The organism is candidate division KSB1 bacterium, assembly GCA_034521575.1.
Classification (GTDB): domain Bacteria; phylum Zhuqueibacterota; class Zhuqueibacteria; order Residuimicrobiales; family Krinioviventaceae; genus JAXHMJ01.
Map to the genome: position 1 here is coordinate 542139 of JAXHMJ010000005.1, position 19151 is coordinate 561289.

Sequence of the window (19151 nt, forward strand, 5' to 3'; positions counted from 1 at the left end):
CCTGTTAAAGCGCCCCGGATGCACTCCGGGGCGCTTGTATATGAGCAGAATTTTAAAAAGTAATATTTTTCAGCCTAATAAAAGTCATTTTTTAACAAAAATCTATTAAAACAGTATATACCAGAGTATATACTGTTTTGTCTACAAATGCTATCATCCTCAATGCGAATACGCCTCGAACGGAAAATCCGTCCAGAAATCTTTGCCCCATTTTTCGCGGAGCTCTGTCGAAAATGTTTGAACCCGTTCTCTCTGTTCAGGAAACGCAGAAATATCAACCGTTTCCCGGGGATCATTTTCATGGTTGTAGAGCATGCGCGTCTGCAGTTCGCCCTGTTCATCGACCCATTCGGTGTAAAAGTATTGATCCTTGATCAGCGTAATGCCGTTCTTCCAGCGGCAGACCGCATAGTCCTTTACACTCTGCTGTTCTCCGCTGAGAACAGGCATCAGACTTGTTCCGGCCAGATGAGCAGGCCGGTCCAGTCCGGCCAGTTCGCACAGTGTGGGATAAATGTCGATGAATTCGGTAATGCCGTTCACTTGCACACCGCTTTTCATTCCGGGCGCCTTGATCATCAACGGCGCGTGCAGCGAGGTCTCAAAATTGCAGTGTTTGCACCACAGGCCGTGTTCCCGCAGATTCCAGCCGTGATCGCCCCACAGCACAACAATGGTATTATCCGCCAGTCCCAGTTCATCCAGGGTATCCATCAATTTTCCGATTTGCGCATCCACATAGCTGACGCAGGCATAATAGCCGTGTTTGAGCGTTTTCGCCATGTCTTCCGAAACCGGTCCGGTCGGCGGAATGCCGTGATAAGCACGCAGTTCGCCGGAATTGTGCATGGCCTGATCCGGAGCGTTTTCGGGTTTTCGGTATACTCTGCCCGGGGAATTTCATCGGGGTCATAAAGTTCCCAGTATTTCGACGGCGCATTGAACGGCAGATGCGGTTTTAAAAATCCGCATGCCAGGAAAAACGGTTTGCCGTTTTTCTCAAGCCGTTTCAAATCCTCAATCGTTTTCAGCGTTGTTTTGCCGTCCTTGTAGGCTGAATCCGGTACATCCACACGTTCAAACGCCGGACCGCTGCTGTCTTTGGCATCTTCCAGAGCCTTGTTTTCCGGCAGATAGTAATCGCGCCAGCTGTTATTATTGGACTCGGGATGCCATTCTTCGTCCCAGCTGCCCGCGCCGTCTCCCCTGTGATGGAATATTTTTCCATTTGAGATGGTGGTATAGCCATTAGAGCGAAAATATTCCGGCAGTGTCGGATCATCCGGATTTTCCACATCCACCCGCGTATAATAGGTGGTATAGCGTTCCCAGGTCGGCCGCGTGCCCGTAAGCAGACTGGCACGCGAAGCGCCGCACACCGGAATATTGCAGAACGCCCGGTTGAACTGAACGCCTACAGCGGCGAGCCGATCAATATTGGGTGAATGAATGCGGGATACACCATACGCAGCCAGTTCCGGCCGCAGGTCATCCACTGCAATGAACAGCACATTGGGCGGCTTTTGCGGTTGATTGCATTTCAAGTAAAGTGAACTGCCAACAAGCCCGAGAAATCCCGCGCTTTTTAAAAAATGACGACGATTCATAATAACACTCCCTAAAATCTATGAATAAAAACCGGATACTATCAAGAACAGCTATATCACTGATGACCTGCAAACACAGCAACAGTCAAATTTAATAAAACTAATTTAAAACGCAAACTAGTGTCATGTCACACTTGTAATGTCGTAAAATAATTTGTATATTAACTCCATCAACGAATTGATTGATGGAGGTGATATGAAAAAGTACAAAGTAACTCTAACTCAAGAAGAGCGTCAAAAGTTGATTTCAATAACACAGAAGGGCAAGCATCGATCGCAAAAGGTTCTAAACGCTCTCATACTGTTAAACTGTGATGAAGGTGACTATCAAGACAAACCATTAAAGAACAAGGATGTTGCCAGCGTCTTAAAAATCAGTATGCGCAAAATCGATCGTGTCAAAAAATGTTTTGTTGAACAAGGCCTCGATATTGCATTAAATGGTACCAAAGGGCAACGCGCTTACGAAAGAAAAGCTGATGGAGATTTTGAAGCCCATTTAATTGCTTTAAGTTGCAGTGAACCTCCTGAAGGCTTTTCGCGATGGTCGCTCCGGCTGCTTGCTGATAAGGTTGTTGAGTTAAATTATGTTGACGATATCTCACATGAGACCATTCGTCGCGTACTAAAAAAAACGAAATCAAGCCGTGGCGCAAAAAGGGGTGGGTAATTCCACCTAAGCAGAACAGCGATTTTGTCGCCAACATGGAAATCGTTCTTGATATTTACAAAAAGTCATACAACAAAGAGTTTCCAGTTGTTTGCATGGACGAATCTCCTAAACAATTGATAAAAGAAACGCGTTTGCCCATAGCGGCCTCTGCAGGAAGTATTGCAAAGTATGATTATGAATACGAACGCTGTGGAGTCTGCAATATTTTTCTCGCCAATGAGCCATTATCAGGTAAACGGTTTATCGAGGTTACAACAAAAAAAACCAAAACAGATTGGGCTCGCTTTGTAGAAACAATCGCCAACCACTACTCAAAAGCCAAAAGGATAACCCTGGTTATGGATAACTATGGTACACATAAGCCAGGTTCGCTGTATGAAGCATTCGCACCAGAAAAGGCAAAACAGTTGCTCGATAGATTTCAATTTATCTTTACTCCAAAGCATGGTAGCTGGTTAAATATGGCAGAAATTGAATTAAATGTTTTAAATGGTCAATGCCTAAACAGGAGAATCGACAACATATCTACCGTGATCCGAGAATGCTATGCTTGGGAAAATCACCGGAATCAAATGAATGCAAAAATTAATTGGCAATTTACAACAAAGGATTCTCGCATAAAACTCAAGCGTCTTTACCCGACACTACAGATGTGACATGACACTAGAATGCCATAAAATCCTGCTTTTTTGAAATACTCTCCCGCAGCGGACTGTTTCTAATAGTGAAACCATGAAACTCAAAAAGAGGTGAATATACATGTCAAACAAGGCACTTTTAGTGGTTGATGTTCAAAATGATTTTTGCCCGGGCGGCGCACTCGGTGTGTCGGGCGGGAATAAAATAATACCCGTAATTAATGAATATATCAAACTGTTTCAGAATCAAAATCTGCCTGTTTTTTTCACACGCGACTGGCATCCGGACAGCACCGCACATTTTAAAGAAAAAGGCGGAGACTGGCCGCCGCATTGCATCCGAAATACGCCGGGCGCTGAATTTCATCCGGATTTAAATATTCCGGATAACGCCGATATTTTATCCAAAGGCGTGTCACCGGACACCGACGGCTATTCCGCATTTGAAGGTATTGATGAAAATGAAAACTCGCTGGATACACTTTTAAAAGAAAAAGAAGTGGATACCCTTTATATTGCCGGACTGGCGACTGATTTTTGCGTGCGTTTTTCAACCCAGGAAGCCATGCAGAAAGGATATGAGATTAATGTGCTGACCGATGCAACCGAAGGTGTGGACAAGGATGCATCCAAAGAGGTACTGGATACCTTTGCGAAAAAAGGCGGGAGGTTATTGCAGCTGGACGACGTCAAACAGGAACTGGAACCATGACGGGGTCGGAGATTCTTGTTGTTATCATTGTAGCAGGTGTATTGATTGGTGTATGGATTTTTTTGCAGCAAAAAGCAAAAACACGTCTGCAGCAGATTGAACAGGAAACCGGCTCACAGACCGTACTCTACAAAGACCGGTCTGCCAATTTTTTCGGCCAGGCATGGCGCGGATATAAACAGGTCCGCGGAAACGGTGTTCTTTTGATAACCAGAGAACAGATTATGTTTCATATGTGGGTACCGGAAAGAAATTGATCATTCCGGTTGAATCCATGATATCATATGAATCGCCAAAATCATTTCTGGGCAAAACAAAGCTCAGCCGGCTGATACAGATCAATTTTTACAATAATTCCGGGAAAAGGATGCCGCTGCCTGGCTGACCCGGGACTTGGAATGCATTAACGTGTTGGAAACCTTAAAATCCCATAAAGAGGGATCATATGATGAAATTGAAACTTGAAATCATCTTAATCATGGCGATGGTTTTCCTTTGTCAGGGACAGACGGATATGAATGATAAAAAATACCAAAAACAGCGGGAAGAGATGATTCGGAAACAACTTATGTACCGGGGTATAGAGGACAAAAAGGTTCTGGATGCCTTTCGTCAGGTCAAGCGGCATGAATTTGTTCCGGGCTATTTGCGCCATTTCGCCTATCATGACCGACCGCTGCCGATCGGCGAAGGACAAACCATCTCTCAGCCCTATATTGTGGCATTGATGACCGAGCTGCTTCAGCTCTCACCGAAAGACACGGTTCTGGAAATCGGCACCGGCTCTGGTTATCAAGCTGCGATTTTGGCCAAATTGTGTGCGCATGTCTATACGATTGAAATCAATGAAAATCTGGGAACCCGGGCCAAAGCAAGCCTGGATTCACTCGGGTATGACAATGTTTCTGTAAAAATCGGCGACGGATTCAAGGGCTGGCCGGAACATGCACCTTTTGATGCCATCATTGTCACCTGCTCGCCCGAGGATGTACCGCCGCCGCTCAAAGAACAACTGTCAAACAACGGAGAAATGGTGATTCCCGTTGGTTCCCGAAGCCGGCAGCAGCTGATTGTCATGAAAAAGAAACAGGACGAGTTGATCCGCGAGAAAAGCATCCCGGTTATGTTTGTCCCGATGGTGGACAGCACCGGAACCCGCTATTAATTATTGACACCATTAATTATTGACACCATGATCATTGTCCACATCGGCGGGATAAGGTCTTTTGACTCAGACAACGCGCAAAATAAAATCATCCGGCGGGTAAAATATATCCGGCCGTGTGACATTCGGGGAAAAAGCATTTGCACAAAAGCATCAAACGCTGTAAATTAACGCCGGAAAAAGATTAAAAACAGAAACTTTGCCATTCTAATGGCAAACCGGGAAAACAAAAGGATGTTCTATGGCAGAGAAAAAAACAGGGGTGATCACAGGCGCCACCAGCGGCATCGGAGCCGCATTTGCAAAAGCTTTTGCAGCACGGAATTATGATCTTATTCTCACCGGTCGGCGAGAATCCAAACTCAATGAACTGGCGCAGGACATTCAGAACCAATTTCAGGTGTCTGTGGAAAAACAATTGATTGAACTTGCAGAAAGCGAGCAGGTTGAACAATTCATTTCCATTTTGCAGCGTCAGCAAATTGATCTTTTGATCAATAATGCCGGATTCGGAATGCGATCCACGTTTTTGGAAACAAATTACGAAACCCTGGAGCAGATGGTCACTGTGCACTCCACGGTGCCGATGCAATTGATGCATGCGCTGCTGCCCGGCATGAAAGAGCGGCGATCCGGGATCATTATCAATGTCGCATCCATCGCCGGCTTTTTCCCCCTGCCCCAGAGCGGTGTATACTCTGCCACCAAATCGTTTTTAACCCTGCTGAGCGAATCTCTGCATGTGGAACTCGAAGGGACAGGCGTGCAGGTGCAGGCGTTATGTCCGGGTATGACGATTACGGATTTTCATTCGCGGCTGGGCAAAGATCCTGAGCGCTTTTACAAAAAAGAGGTCCGATGAAAGCCATGACACCGCATGCCGTGGTTGAGACGTCTTTGAAATATCTGCAAAAGGACAAACCTGTCTGTATTCCGGGCCGCAACAACCGGCTGTTGGTCAATATCCCGCGGTTTTTGAACAAAAGCATGCTGTACAAACTCGCCCGTGCGGCCCGCAATCGTGAAACATAATAAAGAGGAGCATCATGGAAAAAGATCTTTATCAGTCTGCCTTGATCTATCAAAAAAACGAGATCACTGAATATCATATCTATCAATATTTATCCGGTATCGAAAAAAATGAAAAAAATAAAAAGATACTGTTAAGAATAGCCGAGGATGAATACAGCCATTATAAAGAGTGGAAAAAAGTCACCAACAGAGATGTAAAACCAAATACATTTAAAAAATGGTGGTTTTCCCAGATCGGCCGTCTTTTGGGAATCACATTCAGTATCAAGCTCATGGAACACGGCGAAAAAGACGCTCAGGAAGAATACAGCCGCTGGCAGGGTCAGGTGGAGCGGATTGATGCGATCATCGAGGATGAAAACAGTCATGAGGAAGAATTGATTAACCTGATTGATGAGGAACGGCTGCAGTACGCCGGTTCGATTGTACTCGGTTTGAATGATGCGCTGGTGGAACTGACCGGGGCGCTGGCCGGTTTGACACTGGCACTGCAAAACACAGCTCTGATCGCGCTCAGCGGCAGCATCACCGGTATTGCCGCAGCCTTGTCAATGGGCGCATCCGAATATTTATCGACAAAATCAGAGGAAACACAAAAAAAGCCGCTGCGCGCTTCATTGTATACCGGAACCGCTTACCTGCTCACGGTTATTGTGCTCATATTACCGTATCTCATCCTGGACAATTATTACTGGTGTCTGGCGTTTACATTACTGGGTGCGATTCTGATCATTGCCTTGTTCAATTACTATATCGCAGTGGCAAAAGATGAATCGTTTCGGCATCGATTCTGGGAAATGGCGGGACTGAGTCTCAGTGTGGCGGCGTTCAGTTTTCTCATCGGTTTTCTGCTGCGTTCATTTTTGGGAATTGAGATTTAAAACAAGGATATTGTTATGAGTCTGCTTGGAAATATTTTATGGATTTTGGTCGGCGGCGGTATTGTATTGTTTTTTGAATATCTGATCGGCGGTGTGTTGTTGTGCCTCACGATCATCGGGATACCATTCGGTATCCAGTGCATCAAACTTTCGGCGTTTGCCCTATTACCGTTCGGGCGCGATGTACAGATGCTGCGTTCACGAAACGGATGTTTGTCCGTCATGATGAACGTTCTCTGGATTCTACTCGGCGGCCTGTGGATCGCGATCACGCATATTGTATTCGGTTTGTTCTGGGCCATCACCATCATCGGACTGCCGTTTGCCAAACAGCATCTTAAACTGGCGGCACTTGCCCTGACCCCATTCGGATACGAAGTAAAATGAGGCAGATGCATACAGTTATCGGCGATAATCCATAGAATACAAATATCAACTATTTATTTGCGTGTGGATTTGATCCGCGCCGGGGCGCCGATCGCCACGGAATAAGGCGGAATATCTTTGGTGACCACAGAACCGGCGCCGATCACCGATCCGGTACCGATCGTAACGCCATCCAGGACGGTCACGCCGGCGCCCAGCCACACATCATCTTCGATGATCACACCGCCTTTGCTGTCATATCCCTGACGCATGATAGGAACATTCAGGCGGTCAAAGCGGTGCTGGGCGCCGCCGATATAACAATTGGCTGCAAACGGCGCATGTTTTCCGAGAATAATTCGTGTGGTGGTGCCCATCCGGCAATTGGCGCCGATATTGCAAAAATCCCCGATCTCAATGCGGCCGTTGCGCGTACCCAGGGTGGTTCCGCGGCCCAGCAGCACGTCACTCCCCAATACAATTTCAGATTCTGCATCTCCCTGAGCCGATAACTTGCAGTATTCATCGATCATGCAGCGGGTTCCGATAGAAATTTTAGACGCATGCTGCAAAGTCACATTGCGGCCCACCGCTGTTTTTTTACCGAACGACCTGAAAAGAGCGGGCAGAAACAGCCGGCGCCCGGCATATCCGGCCAGTCCCGGCAGCGGCGCCCAGAACAGCATCACCGTCTCGTACTTTATTAATTCCCAGAGATTACGAGCGCCCAGTGTAATATCCATATATTTTGACAACGGAGACTGTCGGCGCCGCATTACATCTTCAAATCCGCTGTAATAATCGACCTCGCCTTTGATATCTCCTTTTGCGATTTCATGTTTCATACCGTCGCCTTTAAAAGTATCAAGTGTAATGTCCATGCCGGAAAAATAAAGCCCGCCGATTAATCCGGCCAAAAGGGCCTTGGCGCGCAGCAGCAGGGCTACAGAGAGTCCGGCGGGTCCGCTCAGCTGCAACCGTTCAAAGGTAAAGAAATAAGCGCTCTCGGCCAGCCCGATACCGCCGATGGATATCGGGATCATGGTGATAATCATGACAATGGGTGTAATGATAAGAGCATCGGTATAAGATATCGCTACGCTAAAGGCCAGACTGCTGATGTACACATTGGTCACCGCTGCGAGATAAAAGAAAAAGGAATTGAACATGGCGAACCATAGAGTGCCCGGACTGTTACTCAGGGACAGAGTAGCATCCTGAAATTTTTTCAGTTTGGCAAACACAGACTGGGCTGCGGAAAACCGGATATGGCGGGTGAACCAGTCGAGGATAGAACGTTTGAGAATAGTCAGCAGCAAGACGCCATACCCACAGAGGCAGAGACTCAGGGCAACAGGCAGCCAGGCGTCCCACAAATGTCGAACCGCTGCTGCAAACGCGATTACAGCCATCAAGAGCAGTGCCGACAGGCCGGTAAAGCGCTCAACGAAAACCGAAGAAAAAACCTTGGCGCGTTCATTGCTCTCCTTGCCCAGGGTATAGGCGCGAACCACATCGCCTCCGACATTGGTAGGCAGTACCGTGTTGAAAAAATAACCGACAATATACAGCCAGAAACAGTGGGCCAGAGAGACGCGGATGGAAAACGCACGCAAAATAACCTGCCATTTCCAGGCGCTGATCAGGATTAATACCGGGGTAACGGCGAGCGACAGCAGCAGCATATTCAGGCGGGTGTGCTGCAATGCTTCCCAGAGCTGACCGAGCCCCGCTTTATACAGCACCCAGGCGAGAAGCAGCATACTCACCAAAAGCCGAATGTAAAACCAGGGGCTTTTTGGATTAGAACGTTCAGGCATAACGGGAATTTACCTTAAATAATGAGACAAGGTATCCGCAGCTGCAGCCGCTTTTTCCTTTTCACGTTCCACCCGCGGAATCATGTCCTGTTTAACAGCAGAACGGTTCTCATAGGTGTTGATGATCAGGTCGGAATAGCGGTCTATCGTCAGTTCGCGGAAATCCACCAGATTGTCCTCCAGACCGATGGTGCGCATATAGCCGAGATTTTTCAGGATAGGTGAGAATTCCCACCGGCGGTGTGTGCATGGCGGATGACAAAATAAGCGAATGCGTGCGCATACCGGCAAACAGCTGCAGCCGTTTGAGAACCGCGCAGATATCCGCGTAACCGTAGCGTTTGTTCGACACCAGGCGAATCGAATCCTGATTTTTAATCTGAGCCAGCACCTGGCCGGCAATACCCATATCCATATGCTGCGTTTCGATAAAGATTACATCCACACTTAGCTTTTCAATGACCCGGTCTACGGTTTGTGCGTACAGAGTAACCAGGCTGATCCCGTCCGAATTTCACGCCTTTTTCCCGAACAAACGCGTCAATATAACTGTTGACATTAAATCCGATGACCGGCCGATCGGTGGCAAACAGGTCCTCATTGCGGCACATTTCTTTAAAGCGGATATCGGAAGCGGGTACGGCATTCAGTGCGCAATCCGCTCCCAATTGAACATTGGCATGATTGATCTGCCAGATCCTGAAGCAGGTCAATGGAATCGCGGTCGCGTAACATCAGGACATCGGCGCTATTCACCACGCGTTTCAGGCATTTTTTCCCGGCCGGGGTGGGCACCGGTCCCAGACTGCTGTTGTAAAGCACTGTGGGAATATTGCGCTTGTGGGCTTTGGGTAAAACCCGGGACAGGGTCCACAGATAATTGAACAAGGGATTATATAGTTTGCGATCGAAGAGAATGGCATCGGTCACCAGAACCAGATCGGCATTTAAAACCGTGCGATAGACCGGCACACCGTATATTTTCGCACTCAGATTCCACGGCAGCAGTCCCACCGGTTTGACATTGTATTTTGAAAAGGCCTGGCGCACAAAGGCCGGATTGATCGTGGGGACTTTGAACTCTACATCCGGGTAACGTTCAGAAATATCATTCAGCAGACAGCCGAGAATGGCTGCATCTCCTGCATTGCGTCCTGAATTATTACCCAATACAGCTATTGTTTTCATAGATCACCTTTCAAGTATCCTTTTTGTTTATACCATTCAGCGGTTCGGTGTATTCCCTCTTTCATATTCACTTTGGGGTGAAATCCCAATTCCTGTTTGGCTTTGGAGATATCAAAGGCCCGGTCATGGGTAAAAATATGCGCGCGGCGTCTGAAAATCGGCGGTTCAATCCGCAGGGGGATGCAGATTTTTTCGCACAGAAAGGCAACCACATACAAAGGCCATACGGGTGGACGAAATTTGGGAGGTTTGACGTTGAGCTCATCCGCAATCAGAGCGGCAAACTCATTCAGAGTTGTATAGGATTCTCCGGCGATGATATAGACCTGTCCGACGGCCTGATCAGATTCGCCTGCCAGTCTAAACCCTTCCACGGTATCGGTGACAAACGTCAAGTGATAATAGACATTGCCGCCTCCGAACATGATAAATTTGCGGTTGCCGACCATGCGGTACATCTTGAGCATACGGGTATCACCGGGGCCGTAAATCCCGACGGGGCGCACAACCGTGACCGGCAAACCCTGTTCTTTGTGATAGGACAGGGCAAGCTCCTCGGCTTTTGCTTTGGTTTCCTGATAGATATCTTCGGGCTCGACCGGATGGGTTTCATCAGCGGGTGGATTTTTGATATCTCCGTGCACTCCGCAGGTGCTGCAATGGACCACCCGTTTGACATTAAACGTTTGCGATGCCTGTAAAATATATCGGGTGCCTTCCACATTAACCTGATGGTAAACCGAGTCGGGAACATTGGCAGCACGATACAAAGCGGCAATGTGAAACACTATATCAACGCCGTTCACAGCCTGTTCCACCTCGTTCTGATTCTCGAGCGAACCAAAAGCAAATTCAACAGGCCATTGTTTCAATTGGCTCAAATCGCTTTCCGGCCGGACGAACGCCCGTACCTGATAGCCGTGATCCAGTAAATTTTTAACCATATATCCACCGGTAAATCCGGTAGCTCCTGTTACCAGCGCTTTCATAAAAAATCCTGTTTTAAAATTCTACTTTTCAGCGATGACACATATTGTATGACCGTATTTTTTACGAATGGCCCGCGGCAGCAAATTGTAAGCGGGCACAAACATATAGTTGAACAATCCGGCTAAAAATCCTTTGCGGGGTGATTTTGTCGCGCGGATATAATCCAGAAAAATATCAACATTGGGAAATTGTGAAAATAACGGTCGGAGATCATCATGATCGTAAAGACGGGTAATCGGCGCATCTTCATGGGAAAATTCAAAATTAACTTTGCCCAGTTTGGTCAAAAAGATCTTCCAGGACTTTTTATAATACAGGGTGATCACCGCGTGACCGCCGGGTTTCAACACACGATACACCTCGGACACGGCACGCTGTGTGCTTTCCGTCTGATGCAGTACACCGAGAGATGTCACGATATCGAAAGCATTATCCTCAAACGGCAGTTCTTCCGCATTGGCCAGTCTCAGATCGCCTTTGAGATTATTATGCTCAAAATTCTTTTGCGCCAGTTCAATCGCTGCCGGTGAAAGATCGATGCTGTGGATGTCCATGCCGTTTTGCGCCCAGGCAATGGACTCCCATCCGACTCCGCAGCCGATTTCCAATACCTTGCCGCCCGGGAATTTCGCGCTTTCGGAATCAATCAACCGGTATCGGTGTTCGTAATTTTTTCGTATAAAGGCGCTGACACTATCGAAAAACTCACCGGTCCCGATTTTTCGGGGATCACCGGTCCAGAATTGGGTAGAATTGACATTATCAGTCCAGTATTTCCTCACTTCATCCAGAGTGCGTTTATCGCTTCCATCATATAAATAAGTACCAATGGTATCTGACATAATTCACCTGTTTGTTTATTTTATAAATCCAGCATATTCTTTAACACGGTTAATTTCAGTGTTTCGGGTTTGTTCGGACCACCCGAGTTCATCCCCGGCAATATCCGCGATTTTCTGCAGTAATGAATCTTTTGGACAGCCGCTGCTGCCAAGAGCTGTTCGACGCAGTACAATGTCCGTTAAATGCACAGCCATTTCCCGGCGTACCCCATACAATATTTCCGCAGGGGTCACTGCCGTAGCGGAAGAAAGAGGATTGAGCAATTCGGAATCCGTTCCAGCCAGTTCGAGAATATCCGTATAGCGGCTTCCGAAAACCGCCTTTAAATGTTGCATCAGGCGTTCCGGCACAGGTTCCGCTTCCGATTGGCGCATAAACTCGCGGTAATTTTCAATATCACCGCCCCAGACCCGGCTTTTTGCGGTTTCAGAAGGCGTTGTAGAGTTGAGCTGTTTGGCTATGACATCTATGGCTTTTTCCGCCACATCCCGGGCTGTGGTATACTTTACGGATACCAGACTGAAAGCGCCTTCCGGCCCGCCCTCCTGCGCGTGATCAACAATTCTGTAATGCTTTTCCAGCTGCACGTCACCGCTTGTTTCATTGACCGAAGCCATGGGCAGCAGTCCGAAAAGCACACGCGTGACCTGATCCATAGTAATTTCTGCGCCGGGCAGCGCGCTGTTGATTTCATCGAGAAACTCGACAACATCATCGCGACTCGGTTTGTATGCTTCCGGATCACCGGAGAACGGTTTGTGCGCGGTTCCAACCATGGTTTTGCCGTTCCAGGGTACAATGAACAGCAGCCGGGATCCGCGGCTGATCACCGCGTCCTTGTCGCTGAACGTCGATTTTGTGCTGGCGCCGATTGCATAGTCGCTGAATTTTCGGTCAATGATCAAATTCATTGCGGTTGAATACTCTATCAAATCCTCGTTCTTTTCCATATTGCGGGCCAATTTATTCACCCAGGGGCCTGCTGTGCTCAGGATGGTTTTGGCGCGGACCGGGAAACTGTCCATTCCGGTTTGATCCGAGACCACAGCGCCGGTGGTTCGATTATTTTCAATCAAAATTTCCTTGGCTTTCATATAATTGGCGACGACTGCGCCTTGTTCCTGGGCAGCGCGGACAATGGATAAAAGCAATCGTTCTGAATCGCTCATAATACCGTCGTACCAGACCGCTCCGCCGTTCAGGCGTTCTCGGTCGATATAAGGGATAATATCCAACAATTTATCTCTGGAGATCACGCGTCCGCGCGGCAAATGCTTTTGTGGGTCTTTCAGCCGGTTGCGGTCCCAGCTGATGATGTCATTGAGCAGCAATGCCAGGCGCATGGCTTCCGGGCCCTTGATCATATGCCCAAAAGTCCCCATGACACAAGGCAGCGGATGCGCCAGATGCGGCGCCATGGACATCATATGCCGGCGTTCCAGGATCGATTCGCGCATTCGGATAAAATCCAGATGCTGCAGATAGCGCAGACCGCCGTGAATTATCTTGAGACTGTTGGAAGATGTCGCTGAACCGAAATCACCCTTGTCGATAAGGGCGGTTTTCAATCCGCGCATGGCGGCATCCCAGGCGGCAAAAGCGCCGTATATGCCGGCGCCGATGATCAGCACATCAAATTCTGTGTTTTTAAATTGTTCCGGATTCCGTTTCATCAGTCAGCTTTCATATAAATGTCATACCACATATGGAACATCATCAGCCCCCACAACCGGTGACTGTGATTTTCCCGATTTTGCAAGTGTTCGCGAACCAGTTTTTGTACGACGGTCGGCGAGAAAAATCCCTTTTCTTTGACATTGCGTTCGGACAGCACGTCGGTCATCAGCGGCCGGAGTTCGTTTTTCATCCATGTTTTAATGGGGATACTAAAGCCTTCTTTACCGCGTTTCAGAATCATGTCCGGAAGTAACGGGCGCATCGTGTCTTTTAAAATAGCTTTTGTCTGCTTGCCACGCAATCGATAATGCGCAGGGATCGTAGCAGCAAACTCTACAAACCGGTGATCGAGAAACGGCACGCGGGTTTCCAGAGAAGCCGCCATACTCATGCGATCGACTTTGACCAGGATGTCATCCACCAGATAGGTTTTGATATCAACATATTCCTGCTGGTCCAGCGGCGTGCTCGAACCCGAATTTCGGAATGCCTCTTTAATAAACCCAAAAGAGTCATAATCATTCAAAGATCGTTGAAACTCCGGATCGTAGAGCATTTGTTTTTCAGCGCTCTGCAGAAAGATCATCCAGCGCACGTGTTGAAGATGGTCCGGAAGTCGCATGCCTTCGACAAAACGCTTTGCGCGATTGACCAGGCCTTTTTTCTTTTCCGTCGGCGGCAACAGATTGATCAGCGCCTCGATCGGATATTTGCGCAGCAGCGCGGGCAGACGCGCGTATCGCCGCGCCATGTTCTGGGCAATGTAGGTGTCATAACCGCCGAGCAATTCATCGCCCCCGTCACCGGAGAGGACAACGGTCACATACTTGCGCGCCATTTCCGACACCAGCAAAGTCGGGAACACGGAAAAATCGCCAAACGGTTCATCCAATTGCCGTATAATGCGTTCGGTCAGGCTCAGAGCATCCGGTTGTATGATCTCTTCGTAATGTTCAGTCTGGTACTGGTTTGCAACAGCCCGGGCAAACGGCAGCTCGTTATAGGTGGAATTATCAAATCCGATGGAAAAACTTTTTACCGGTCCGTTCGTGTGCCGCGACATGAGCGCAACAATTGAGCTGGAATCCAATCCTCCGCTCAAAAACGCGCCCAACGGCACATCGCTCATCAAACGGATATTGACCGAATCTTCAAGCAGTTCAACAAAGCGCGATTTCAGCTGCTGCTCATTATAATCCAGTGTATTGTACTCAAACGTCCAGTACTGTTTTAACGAATGCCTGTCACGGGCAACGGTCAGACTGTGTCCGGGCGGCAATTTATGAATATTATCAAAGATCGAATAGGGACTGGGAATATATTCAAAAGTTAAAAAAGTATCAAGTGCTTTTGCATTGACCTGCCTCGGAATATCACTTATTTTCAATATCGACTTTAATTCGGACCCGAATACCAGCCGATTGGCGTCAATATAATAATAAAGCGGTTTGATCCCGATGCGGTCGCGGGCTAAAAAGACGGATTGACGTTTCCGGTCCCAAATGGCAAATGCGAACATCCCGTTGAGTTTTTCAGGACAGGCCTCTCCGTATTCTTCATAGGCGTGAACAATGGCTTCCGTATCGGAATGGGTTTTAAACCGGTGTCCTTTGGCAACCAGTTCCTTTCGCAGCTGCTGATGGTTATAGATTTCCCCGTTGAACACAATAGCCAGCGATCCATCCTCATTGAAAATGGGCTGATTACCGGTGGACAAGTCGATAATGCTGAGCCGGCGCATGCCGATTCCAATATTCGCGGACACATACGCGCCTTGCTGATCCGGACCGCGATGCACAATGGCATCGCACATTCGTTTGATATCCCGGGGATCGACATGATGTTCAGGATTTCTGTTAAAAACCCCGCAAATTCCGCACATTACAGCTCCTGTTCAACAGTTTGATGAACGACCTGTGCGGTTTTATCCAGGTAGTTCTGATAACCGTACTTTTTCTCGGCCAGTTTCTTTGCCTGCCGGACAATAGTCTCTCTGCGCTGCTGATCGGTCAAAGCGTCAATCAGGCTCCCGGCAAACGCATCCGGATTCAGTTCTGCAAGAAATGCCTCGTTATCACTCAGCAGCTGAGTATGGGTGATATGCCGGGTGGCCACTACGGGCACACCCGAACGCAGATAGGAATAGATTTTAAGCGGCGAATTGGTGCCTTTGAGACGTGGGGAGACCAGAACAGACGCCATATCCACAAACGGAGGAATCCATTCCGGCTGCAAAAACCCGGTGAATGTAAAAAAATCCGCGACATCCTGTTCAGCGGTCATTGCCTTATAGTCGGCAATCTGCTGTTCATTCCCGCCAATGAGCACAAAATGTACATTTCCGTCAAATTGTCGTATCACCGGTGGAGCGCTGCGAATCAACAAATCCAGACCCTGGTAAGGTTCAAATGTTCCGTAATAGAGTATCAACGGCTTGTCCGGCAGGCCATAGTTTTGCCGCAGCGATTTTTTATTGGCCGGGTTGGGGGGAAACACAATCGCATTATCCGCGACATTTTCAACAAGCAGACTTTTCTGTTCCGGAAAATGTTTTTCAACATACTGCTGTAATTCCGGACAGATGGTTATGATGCCCGAAGAACGCCGAATCACATAATGTTCCAGGCGCTCAAAAAGTCTGACCGGAAAAGACAGCCGGGTAAATTTAAAATTATCCAACTGCTGGGGCAAACTTGAATGCATATCATAAAGATGTGGGACATGATATTTCGCTGCCAGCCATGCGCCCCAGAATGCACCCTCTTCATGGGAGTGAATAAAATCGTATCGATTTCGTCTGAGCAGTTTCCAGGTCAGCATGATCAGCGGTATATCCAGCAACACTTTGGTTTTTGACGGTCCGATCTTTATCGATTTGACGAACACCGGTTTTTTTGTCCGATGAATGGTTAAATTCGGGATATCAATATCCTGTCCAATCGGATAGGTGCACAGGTCGATTGTATGGCCGAGCAGGGACAGCGCTTTAATACGGTGCAGCACGCTAAACGGCGTACCTCTGGGCTGAAACCAGGGTTGCGGCGCGATCATAAGTATACGTTTCTTTTCTGAGCGTGAATGACGACGCATGTGTTTCATTAAAAATTTCCTTACAGGATCAGTTACTGGGCTCCATATCCGGTGAGAACCACAAAAAAGGTTTTGATCATGATTTTCAAATCGAGGAAAAGCGACCAATTGTCAATGTATTCCAAATCCATTTTCATCCAGTCCTCAAATTCGATTCTGTTTCTGCCGCTTATTTGCCAAATGCAGGTAATACCCGGTTTTAAACTCAAACGGCGCCGCTGCCAGACCTCGTATTGTTCAACTTCACTTTCCAGGGGCGGGCGCGGTCCGACAATACTCATATCCCCTTTCAGTACATTCAAAAACTGGGGGAGTTCATCTATACTGGTGCGCCGAAGGAAATACCCGACTGAGGTTATTCGGGGATCTTTTTTCATCTTAAAAACAGGACCGGTCATTTCATTCTGCTGCATCAACTTTTCTTTTAATTTTTCAGCATCCACCACCATTGATCTGAATTTGAACAGGGTAAATTTTCGCCCGTTCAAGCCGATTCGTTCCTGTTTGAACAGCACCGGGCCTTTGGATGTCAATTTAATCAGCAGCGCAACTATCAGCATCACCGGCGAAAAAATCAACAAAACAGTAAAAGACACGATAATATCAATCACCCGTTTAACAAAAAGCTGCCATTCTTTGGCGTAAAATGGTTTAAATTCGAGCAGCGGGAACCCGTCAAAATCGGTTTGCTGAACCTTGGCGACATGGGTCTGGTACAAATCCAGAGAAATAGAGGTGGGAACGCCGAGCTTTTCGCACTCCAGGATGGCCTCCTCGATCCTGTCCAGCCAGAGCCTCGGCACCACAAAAATCACCCGATCAATCACCAAGCGGTTGACCACGAAAGGAATATCTTCAATACGCCCAACCACCCGGTACCCTTCCACGGTTTCCCCGTACATATTGGGATCATCATCGATAATTCCGATAATATGCAGACCCCATCCGGCATGGCGTTTCACATGCCGGATGAATTCCAGGGCCCGTTCATTGGTGCCGACAATGAGCAAATTTTCCTGATAATAGCCGCTAGAGTAAACATGTTCAAGGATGAAAAAAAAGATTCCCTTTTCAGCCGCGACACAGACAAAGGCGGTTGCCGAATAGACCAGGAAAAAGAGACGGCTGGCCATCTGGATTTTGAGCAGAAAGATAAAGCTGCCGGCAACAAGCGTGGCCCATATACTGGAAATCACAAGCATTGCCAATAATTTCCGAAACGTCCTCAGCCGGTAGTCTCTGTAAATTCCGTTAAAATTAAAAATAAACGCCCATATCAGGGGAAATCCGATAAACATCAGCCAGTAATTCTGAGTGAAATAGATCACCCCCTGAAACGTCAAATCAATGGCATAGGCTTTGACATTAATGGCAAAGATATCTCTGACAATCTCGTCGACAAAATAAGCAGCGAAAAAGGCAAAAAAGAGCATTGCCAGATCCAGAGTTTTCATCAGGCCTGCCAGAAAATTATCTTTGTCATTCAGCATTTAAATTTTCACCTTTTTCACATCACTTCGGTGATCTGTGTACCAGTTTACGAATTGCTCAATGCCGTCTTCGATTGAAACCTGAGGCGCATAGCCCAGATCCTGCCGGGCTTTGGAGATATCTGCAAAAGTAATAGGGACATCTCCTTTTTGAGCAGGGAGAAAAGTCAGATTGGCTTTGCGGTCCAGTGCTTTTTCGACAAGTCCGATCATAGCTAAAAGAGGAACGGTTTTGGACTCACCGAGATTATAAATATTGTACCCATCGCAATGATCAATCGCGCCTATAATCCCCTGGATGATATCATCTATAAAAGTATAATCTCTTCTGCTGTCGCCATTGCCAAAGACGGGAACCGGTTCTCCCTGATCGATGAGTCGCGTGAACTTGTGAATAGCCATATCGGGACGCTGGCGCGGGCCATAAACGGTAAAAAATCTCAAACAGTTGACCGAGATATCATAGAGACTGTGGTACGTATAGCAGAGCAATTCCCCGGCTTTTTTAGTGGCCGCATAGGGTGAAACGGGATTATCAACAAAATCCTGTTCATGGAACGGCGTCTTTCTGTTGGCGCCGTACACAGAGGAACTGGACGCAAATATGAATTTTTTCACTCCGCACTCTCTGGCCAGCTCCAGAAGATGCGTTGTTCCCTGAACGTTCACTTGTTCGTAAAGCAGAGGTTTTTCGATTGAAGGCCGTACACCGGCGCGTGCAGCCAGGTGAATAAACACATCAAAGGGACGTGTAGCCAATTTGGTTTTAAGGGTGGGATAATCGCGAATATCCGCTTTAATCAGGTTATATCTGTTATTCTGCAGACAAGTTTTGATATTTGATCGTTTGATATCCGGGTTGTAATAGGAATTAAAGTTATCAACAACTGTTATCACATGACCTTTATCTAAAAGGGCCTGGCTTAAATGGGAACCAATAAATCCGGCCCCGCCTGTTATCAGTATATTCATAGTTTAC

21 protein-coding genes are annotated in these 19151 nt (G+C 47.5%); 9 read left to right on the forward strand and 12 right to left on the reverse strand.

The genetic code is table 11. From position 1 onward, the window contains the following. Positions 1-159: 159 nt before the first annotated feature. On the reverse strand, positions 160-831 hold the full coding sequence (locus U5R06_15300) for a sulfatase-like hydrolase/transferase (GenBank protein MDZ7724126.1): 672 nt from the start codon (positions 829-831) through the stop codon (positions 160-162). Then, positions 714-1607, reverse strand: a complete 894-nt coding sequence (locus U5R06_15305; GenBank protein ID MDZ7724127.1) for a sulfatase-like hydrolase/transferase — start codon at positions 1605-1607, stop codon at positions 714-716. Before U5R06_15305 ends, U5R06_15300 begins: the two co-directional genes overlap by 118 nt. 196 nt (positions 1608-1803) lie before the next feature. On the opposite strand from U5R06_15305, the gene U5R06_15310 reads away from it, so the two are divergent. From U5R06_15310 to U5R06_15345, 8 genes are all read left to right on the forward strand, one after another. Further along, positions 1804-2936 (forward strand): IS630 family transposase gene (locus U5R06_15310; GenBank protein MDZ7724128.1). Its coding sequence is split into 2 segments (ribosomal slippage): positions 1804-2233 and positions 2233-2936, totalling 1134 coding nucleotides; the frame shifts between segments, so codons are not numbered across the junction. A gap of 103 nt (positions 2937-3039) precedes the next feature. Then, positions 3040-3630 (forward strand): nicotinamidase, encoded by a 591-nt coding sequence (locus tag U5R06_15315; GenBank protein ID MDZ7724129.1) that lies wholly within the window; start codon positions 3040-3042, stop codon positions 3628-3630. Further along, positions 3627-3887: a hypothetical protein gene (locus U5R06_15320; GenBank protein ID MDZ7724130.1), complete on the forward strand. Its 261-nt coding sequence runs from the start codon at positions 3627-3629 to the stop codon at positions 3885-3887. Before U5R06_15315 ends, U5R06_15320 begins: the two co-directional genes overlap by 4 nt. Before the next feature lie 188 nt (positions 3888-4075). After that, entirely contained in the window at positions 4076-4795 is a 720-nt protein-coding gene (locus U5R06_15325; protein ID MDZ7724131.1) for a protein-L-isoaspartate(D-aspartate) O-methyltransferase, read from the forward strand. 241 nt (positions 4796-5036) lie between these two features. After that, positions 5037-5657, forward strand: a complete 621-nt coding sequence (locus U5R06_15330; GenBank protein ID MDZ7724132.1) for an SDR family NAD(P)-dependent oxidoreductase — start codon at positions 5037-5039, stop codon at positions 5655-5657. Then, positions 5654-5827, forward strand: a complete 174-nt coding sequence (locus tag U5R06_15335) for a hypothetical protein (protein MDZ7724133.1) — start codon at positions 5654-5656, stop codon at positions 5825-5827. Before U5R06_15330 ends, U5R06_15335 begins: the two co-directional genes overlap by 4 nt. A 14-nt stretch (positions 5828-5841) precedes the next feature. Next, positions 5842-6708: a VIT1/CCC1 transporter family protein gene (locus tag U5R06_15340; GenBank protein ID MDZ7724134.1), complete on the forward strand. Its 867-nt coding sequence runs from the start codon at positions 5842-5844 to the stop codon at positions 6706-6708. 15 nt (positions 6709-6723) lie between these two features. Continuing rightward, the gene (locus U5R06_15345) at positions 6724-7095 is read left to right on the forward strand and encodes a YccF domain-containing protein (GenBank protein ID MDZ7724135.1); all 372 of its coding nucleotides are present in this window, start codon (positions 6724-6726) and stop codon (positions 7093-7095) included. Between the two features lie 53 nt (positions 7096-7148). Here the strand turns inward: U5R06_15345 and U5R06_15350 are convergent, their stop codons facing one another. Together U5R06_15350 and U5R06_15355 are read right to left on the reverse strand one after the other, a co-directional pair. After that, positions 7149-8894: a flippase-like domain-containing protein gene (locus U5R06_15350; GenBank protein MDZ7724136.1), complete on the reverse strand. Its 1746-nt coding sequence runs from the start codon at positions 8892-8894 to the stop codon at positions 7149-7151. A gap of 9 nt (positions 8895-8903) precedes the next feature. Continuing rightward, on the reverse strand, positions 8904-9092 hold the full coding sequence (locus U5R06_15355) for a hypothetical protein (protein ID MDZ7724137.1): 189 nt from the start codon (positions 9090-9092) through the stop codon (positions 8904-8906). Positions 9093-9165: 73 nt separating this feature from the next. Between U5R06_15355 and U5R06_15360 the strand changes: the two genes are divergently transcribed. After that, positions 9166-9345, forward strand: a complete 180-nt coding sequence (locus U5R06_15360; GenBank protein ID MDZ7724138.1) for a hypothetical protein — start codon at positions 9166-9168, stop codon at positions 9343-9345. Positions 9346-9509: 164 nt separating this feature from the next. Here U5R06_15360 and U5R06_15365 read toward each other — a convergent pair whose 3' ends face one another. The 8 genes from U5R06_15365 to U5R06_15400 are packed head-to-tail and all read right to left on the reverse strand — an operon-like array spanning position 9510 to position 19144. Next, on the reverse strand, positions 9510-10082 hold the full coding sequence (locus U5R06_15365; GenBank protein MDZ7724139.1) for a polysaccharide pyruvyl transferase family protein: 573 nt from the start codon (positions 10080-10082) through the stop codon (positions 9510-9512). Next, positions 10079-11071 (reverse strand): NAD-dependent epimerase/dehydratase family protein, encoded by a 993-nt coding sequence (locus U5R06_15370; GenBank protein MDZ7724140.1) that lies wholly within the window; start codon positions 11069-11071, stop codon positions 10079-10081. The genes U5R06_15365 and U5R06_15370 overlap by 4 nt, the downstream gene beginning before the upstream one ends. 21 nt (positions 11072-11092) lie before the next feature. Continuing rightward, positions 11093-11914: a class I SAM-dependent methyltransferase gene (locus U5R06_15375; GenBank protein ID MDZ7724141.1), complete on the reverse strand. Its 822-nt coding sequence runs from the start codon at positions 11912-11914 to the stop codon at positions 11093-11095. 15 nt (positions 11915-11929) lie between these two features. Next, a complete protein-coding gene (locus tag U5R06_15380; GenBank protein MDZ7724142.1) occupies positions 11930-13588 on the reverse strand; it encodes a glycerol-3-phosphate dehydrogenase/oxidase in 1659 nt (552 codons plus the stop codon). Continuing rightward, positions 13588-15474: an asparagine synthase (glutamine-hydrolyzing) gene (asnB, locus tag U5R06_15385; GenBank protein MDZ7724143.1), complete on the reverse strand. Its 1887-nt coding sequence runs from the start codon at positions 15472-15474 to the stop codon at positions 13588-13590. Before asnB ends, U5R06_15380 begins: the two co-directional genes overlap by 1 nt. Next, positions 15474-16691 carry a glycosyltransferase family 4 protein gene (locus U5R06_15390; GenBank protein ID MDZ7724144.1) on the reverse strand — a complete coding sequence of 406 codons (1218 nt, stop codon included), beginning with the start codon at positions 16689-16691 and terminating at the stop codon, positions 15474-15476. The genes asnB and U5R06_15390 overlap by 1 nt, the downstream gene beginning before the upstream one ends. Positions 16692-16714: 23 nt before the next feature. Further along, complete coding sequence (locus tag U5R06_15395; protein ID MDZ7724145.1) at positions 16715-18172, reverse strand: sugar transferase; 1458 nt, start codon at positions 18170-18172, stop codon at positions 16715-16717. Next, complete coding sequence (locus U5R06_15400; GenBank protein ID MDZ7724146.1) at positions 18173-19144, reverse strand: GDP-mannose 4,6-dehydratase; 972 nt, start codon at positions 19142-19144, stop codon at positions 18173-18175. Positions 19145-19151 lie beyond the last annotated feature (7 nt).

Excerpts from the sequence above, each read along its gene's own strand:
- U5R06_15305 (MDZ7724127.1), bottom strand. The coding sequence starts at position 1,607 with ATGAATCGTCGTCATTTTTTAAAAAGCGCGGGATTTCTCGGGCTTGTT.
- U5R06_15315 (MDZ7724129.1), top strand. The coding sequence starts at position 3,040 with ATGTCAAACAAGGCACTTTTAGTGGTTGATGTTCAAAATGATTTTTGC.
- U5R06_15320 (MDZ7724130.1), top strand. The coding sequence starts at position 3,627 with ATGACGGGGTCGGAGATTCTTGTTGTTATCATTGTAGCAGGTGTATTG.
- U5R06_15325 (MDZ7724131.1), top strand. The coding sequence starts at position 4,076 with ATGATGAAATTGAAACTTGAAATCATCTTAATCATGGCGATGGTTTTC.
- U5R06_15330 (MDZ7724132.1), top strand. The coding sequence starts at position 5,037 with ATGGCAGAGAAAAAAACAGGGGTGATCACAGGCGCCACCAGCGGCATC.
- U5R06_15335 (MDZ7724133.1), top strand. The coding sequence starts at position 5,654 with ATGAAAGCCATGACACCGCATGCCGTGGTTGAGACGTCTTTGAAATAT.
- U5R06_15340 (MDZ7724134.1), top strand. The coding sequence starts at position 5,842 with ATGGAAAAAGATCTTTATCAGTCTGCCTTGATCTATCAAAAAAACGAG.
- U5R06_15345 (MDZ7724135.1), top strand. The coding sequence starts at position 6,724 with ATGAGTCTGCTTGGAAATATTTTATGGATTTTGGTCGGCGGCGGTATT.
- U5R06_15350 (MDZ7724136.1), bottom strand. The coding sequence starts at position 8,894 with ATGCCTGAACGTTCTAATCCAAAAAGCCCCTGGTTTTACATTCGGCTT.
- U5R06_15355 (MDZ7724137.1), bottom strand. The coding sequence starts at position 9,092 with ATGCGCACCATCGGTCTGGAGGACAATCTGGTGGATTTCCGCGAACTG.
- U5R06_15360 (MDZ7724138.1), top strand. The coding sequence starts at position 9,166 with ATGCGTGCGCATACCGGCAAACAGCTGCAGCCGTTTGAGAACCGCGCA.
- U5R06_15365 (MDZ7724139.1), bottom strand. The coding sequence starts at position 10,082 with ATGAAAACAATAGCTGTATTGGGTAATAATTCAGGACGCAATGCAGGA.
- U5R06_15370 (MDZ7724140.1), bottom strand. The coding sequence starts at position 11,071 with ATGAAAGCGCTGGTAACAGGAGCTACCGGATTTACCGGTGGATATATG.
- U5R06_15375 (MDZ7724141.1), bottom strand. The coding sequence starts at position 11,914 with ATGTCAGATACCATTGGTACTTATTTATATGATGGAAGCGATAAACGC.
- U5R06_15380 (MDZ7724142.1), bottom strand. The coding sequence starts at position 13,588 with ATGAAACGGAATCCGGAACAATTTAAAAACACAGAATTTGATGTGCTG.
- asnB (MDZ7724143.1), bottom strand. The coding sequence starts at position 15,474 with ATGTGCGGAATTTGCGGGGTTTTTAACAGAAATCCTGAACATCATGTC.
- U5R06_15390 (MDZ7724144.1), bottom strand. The coding sequence starts at position 16,691 with ATGAAACACATGCGTCGTCATTCACGCTCAGAAAAGAAACGTATACTT.
- U5R06_15395 (MDZ7724145.1), bottom strand. The coding sequence starts at position 18,172 with ATGCTGAATGACAAAGATAATTTTCTGGCAGGCCTGATGAAAACTCTG.
- U5R06_15400 (MDZ7724146.1), bottom strand. The coding sequence starts at position 19,144 with ATGAATATACTGATAACAGGCGGGGCCGGATTTATTGGTTCCCATTTA.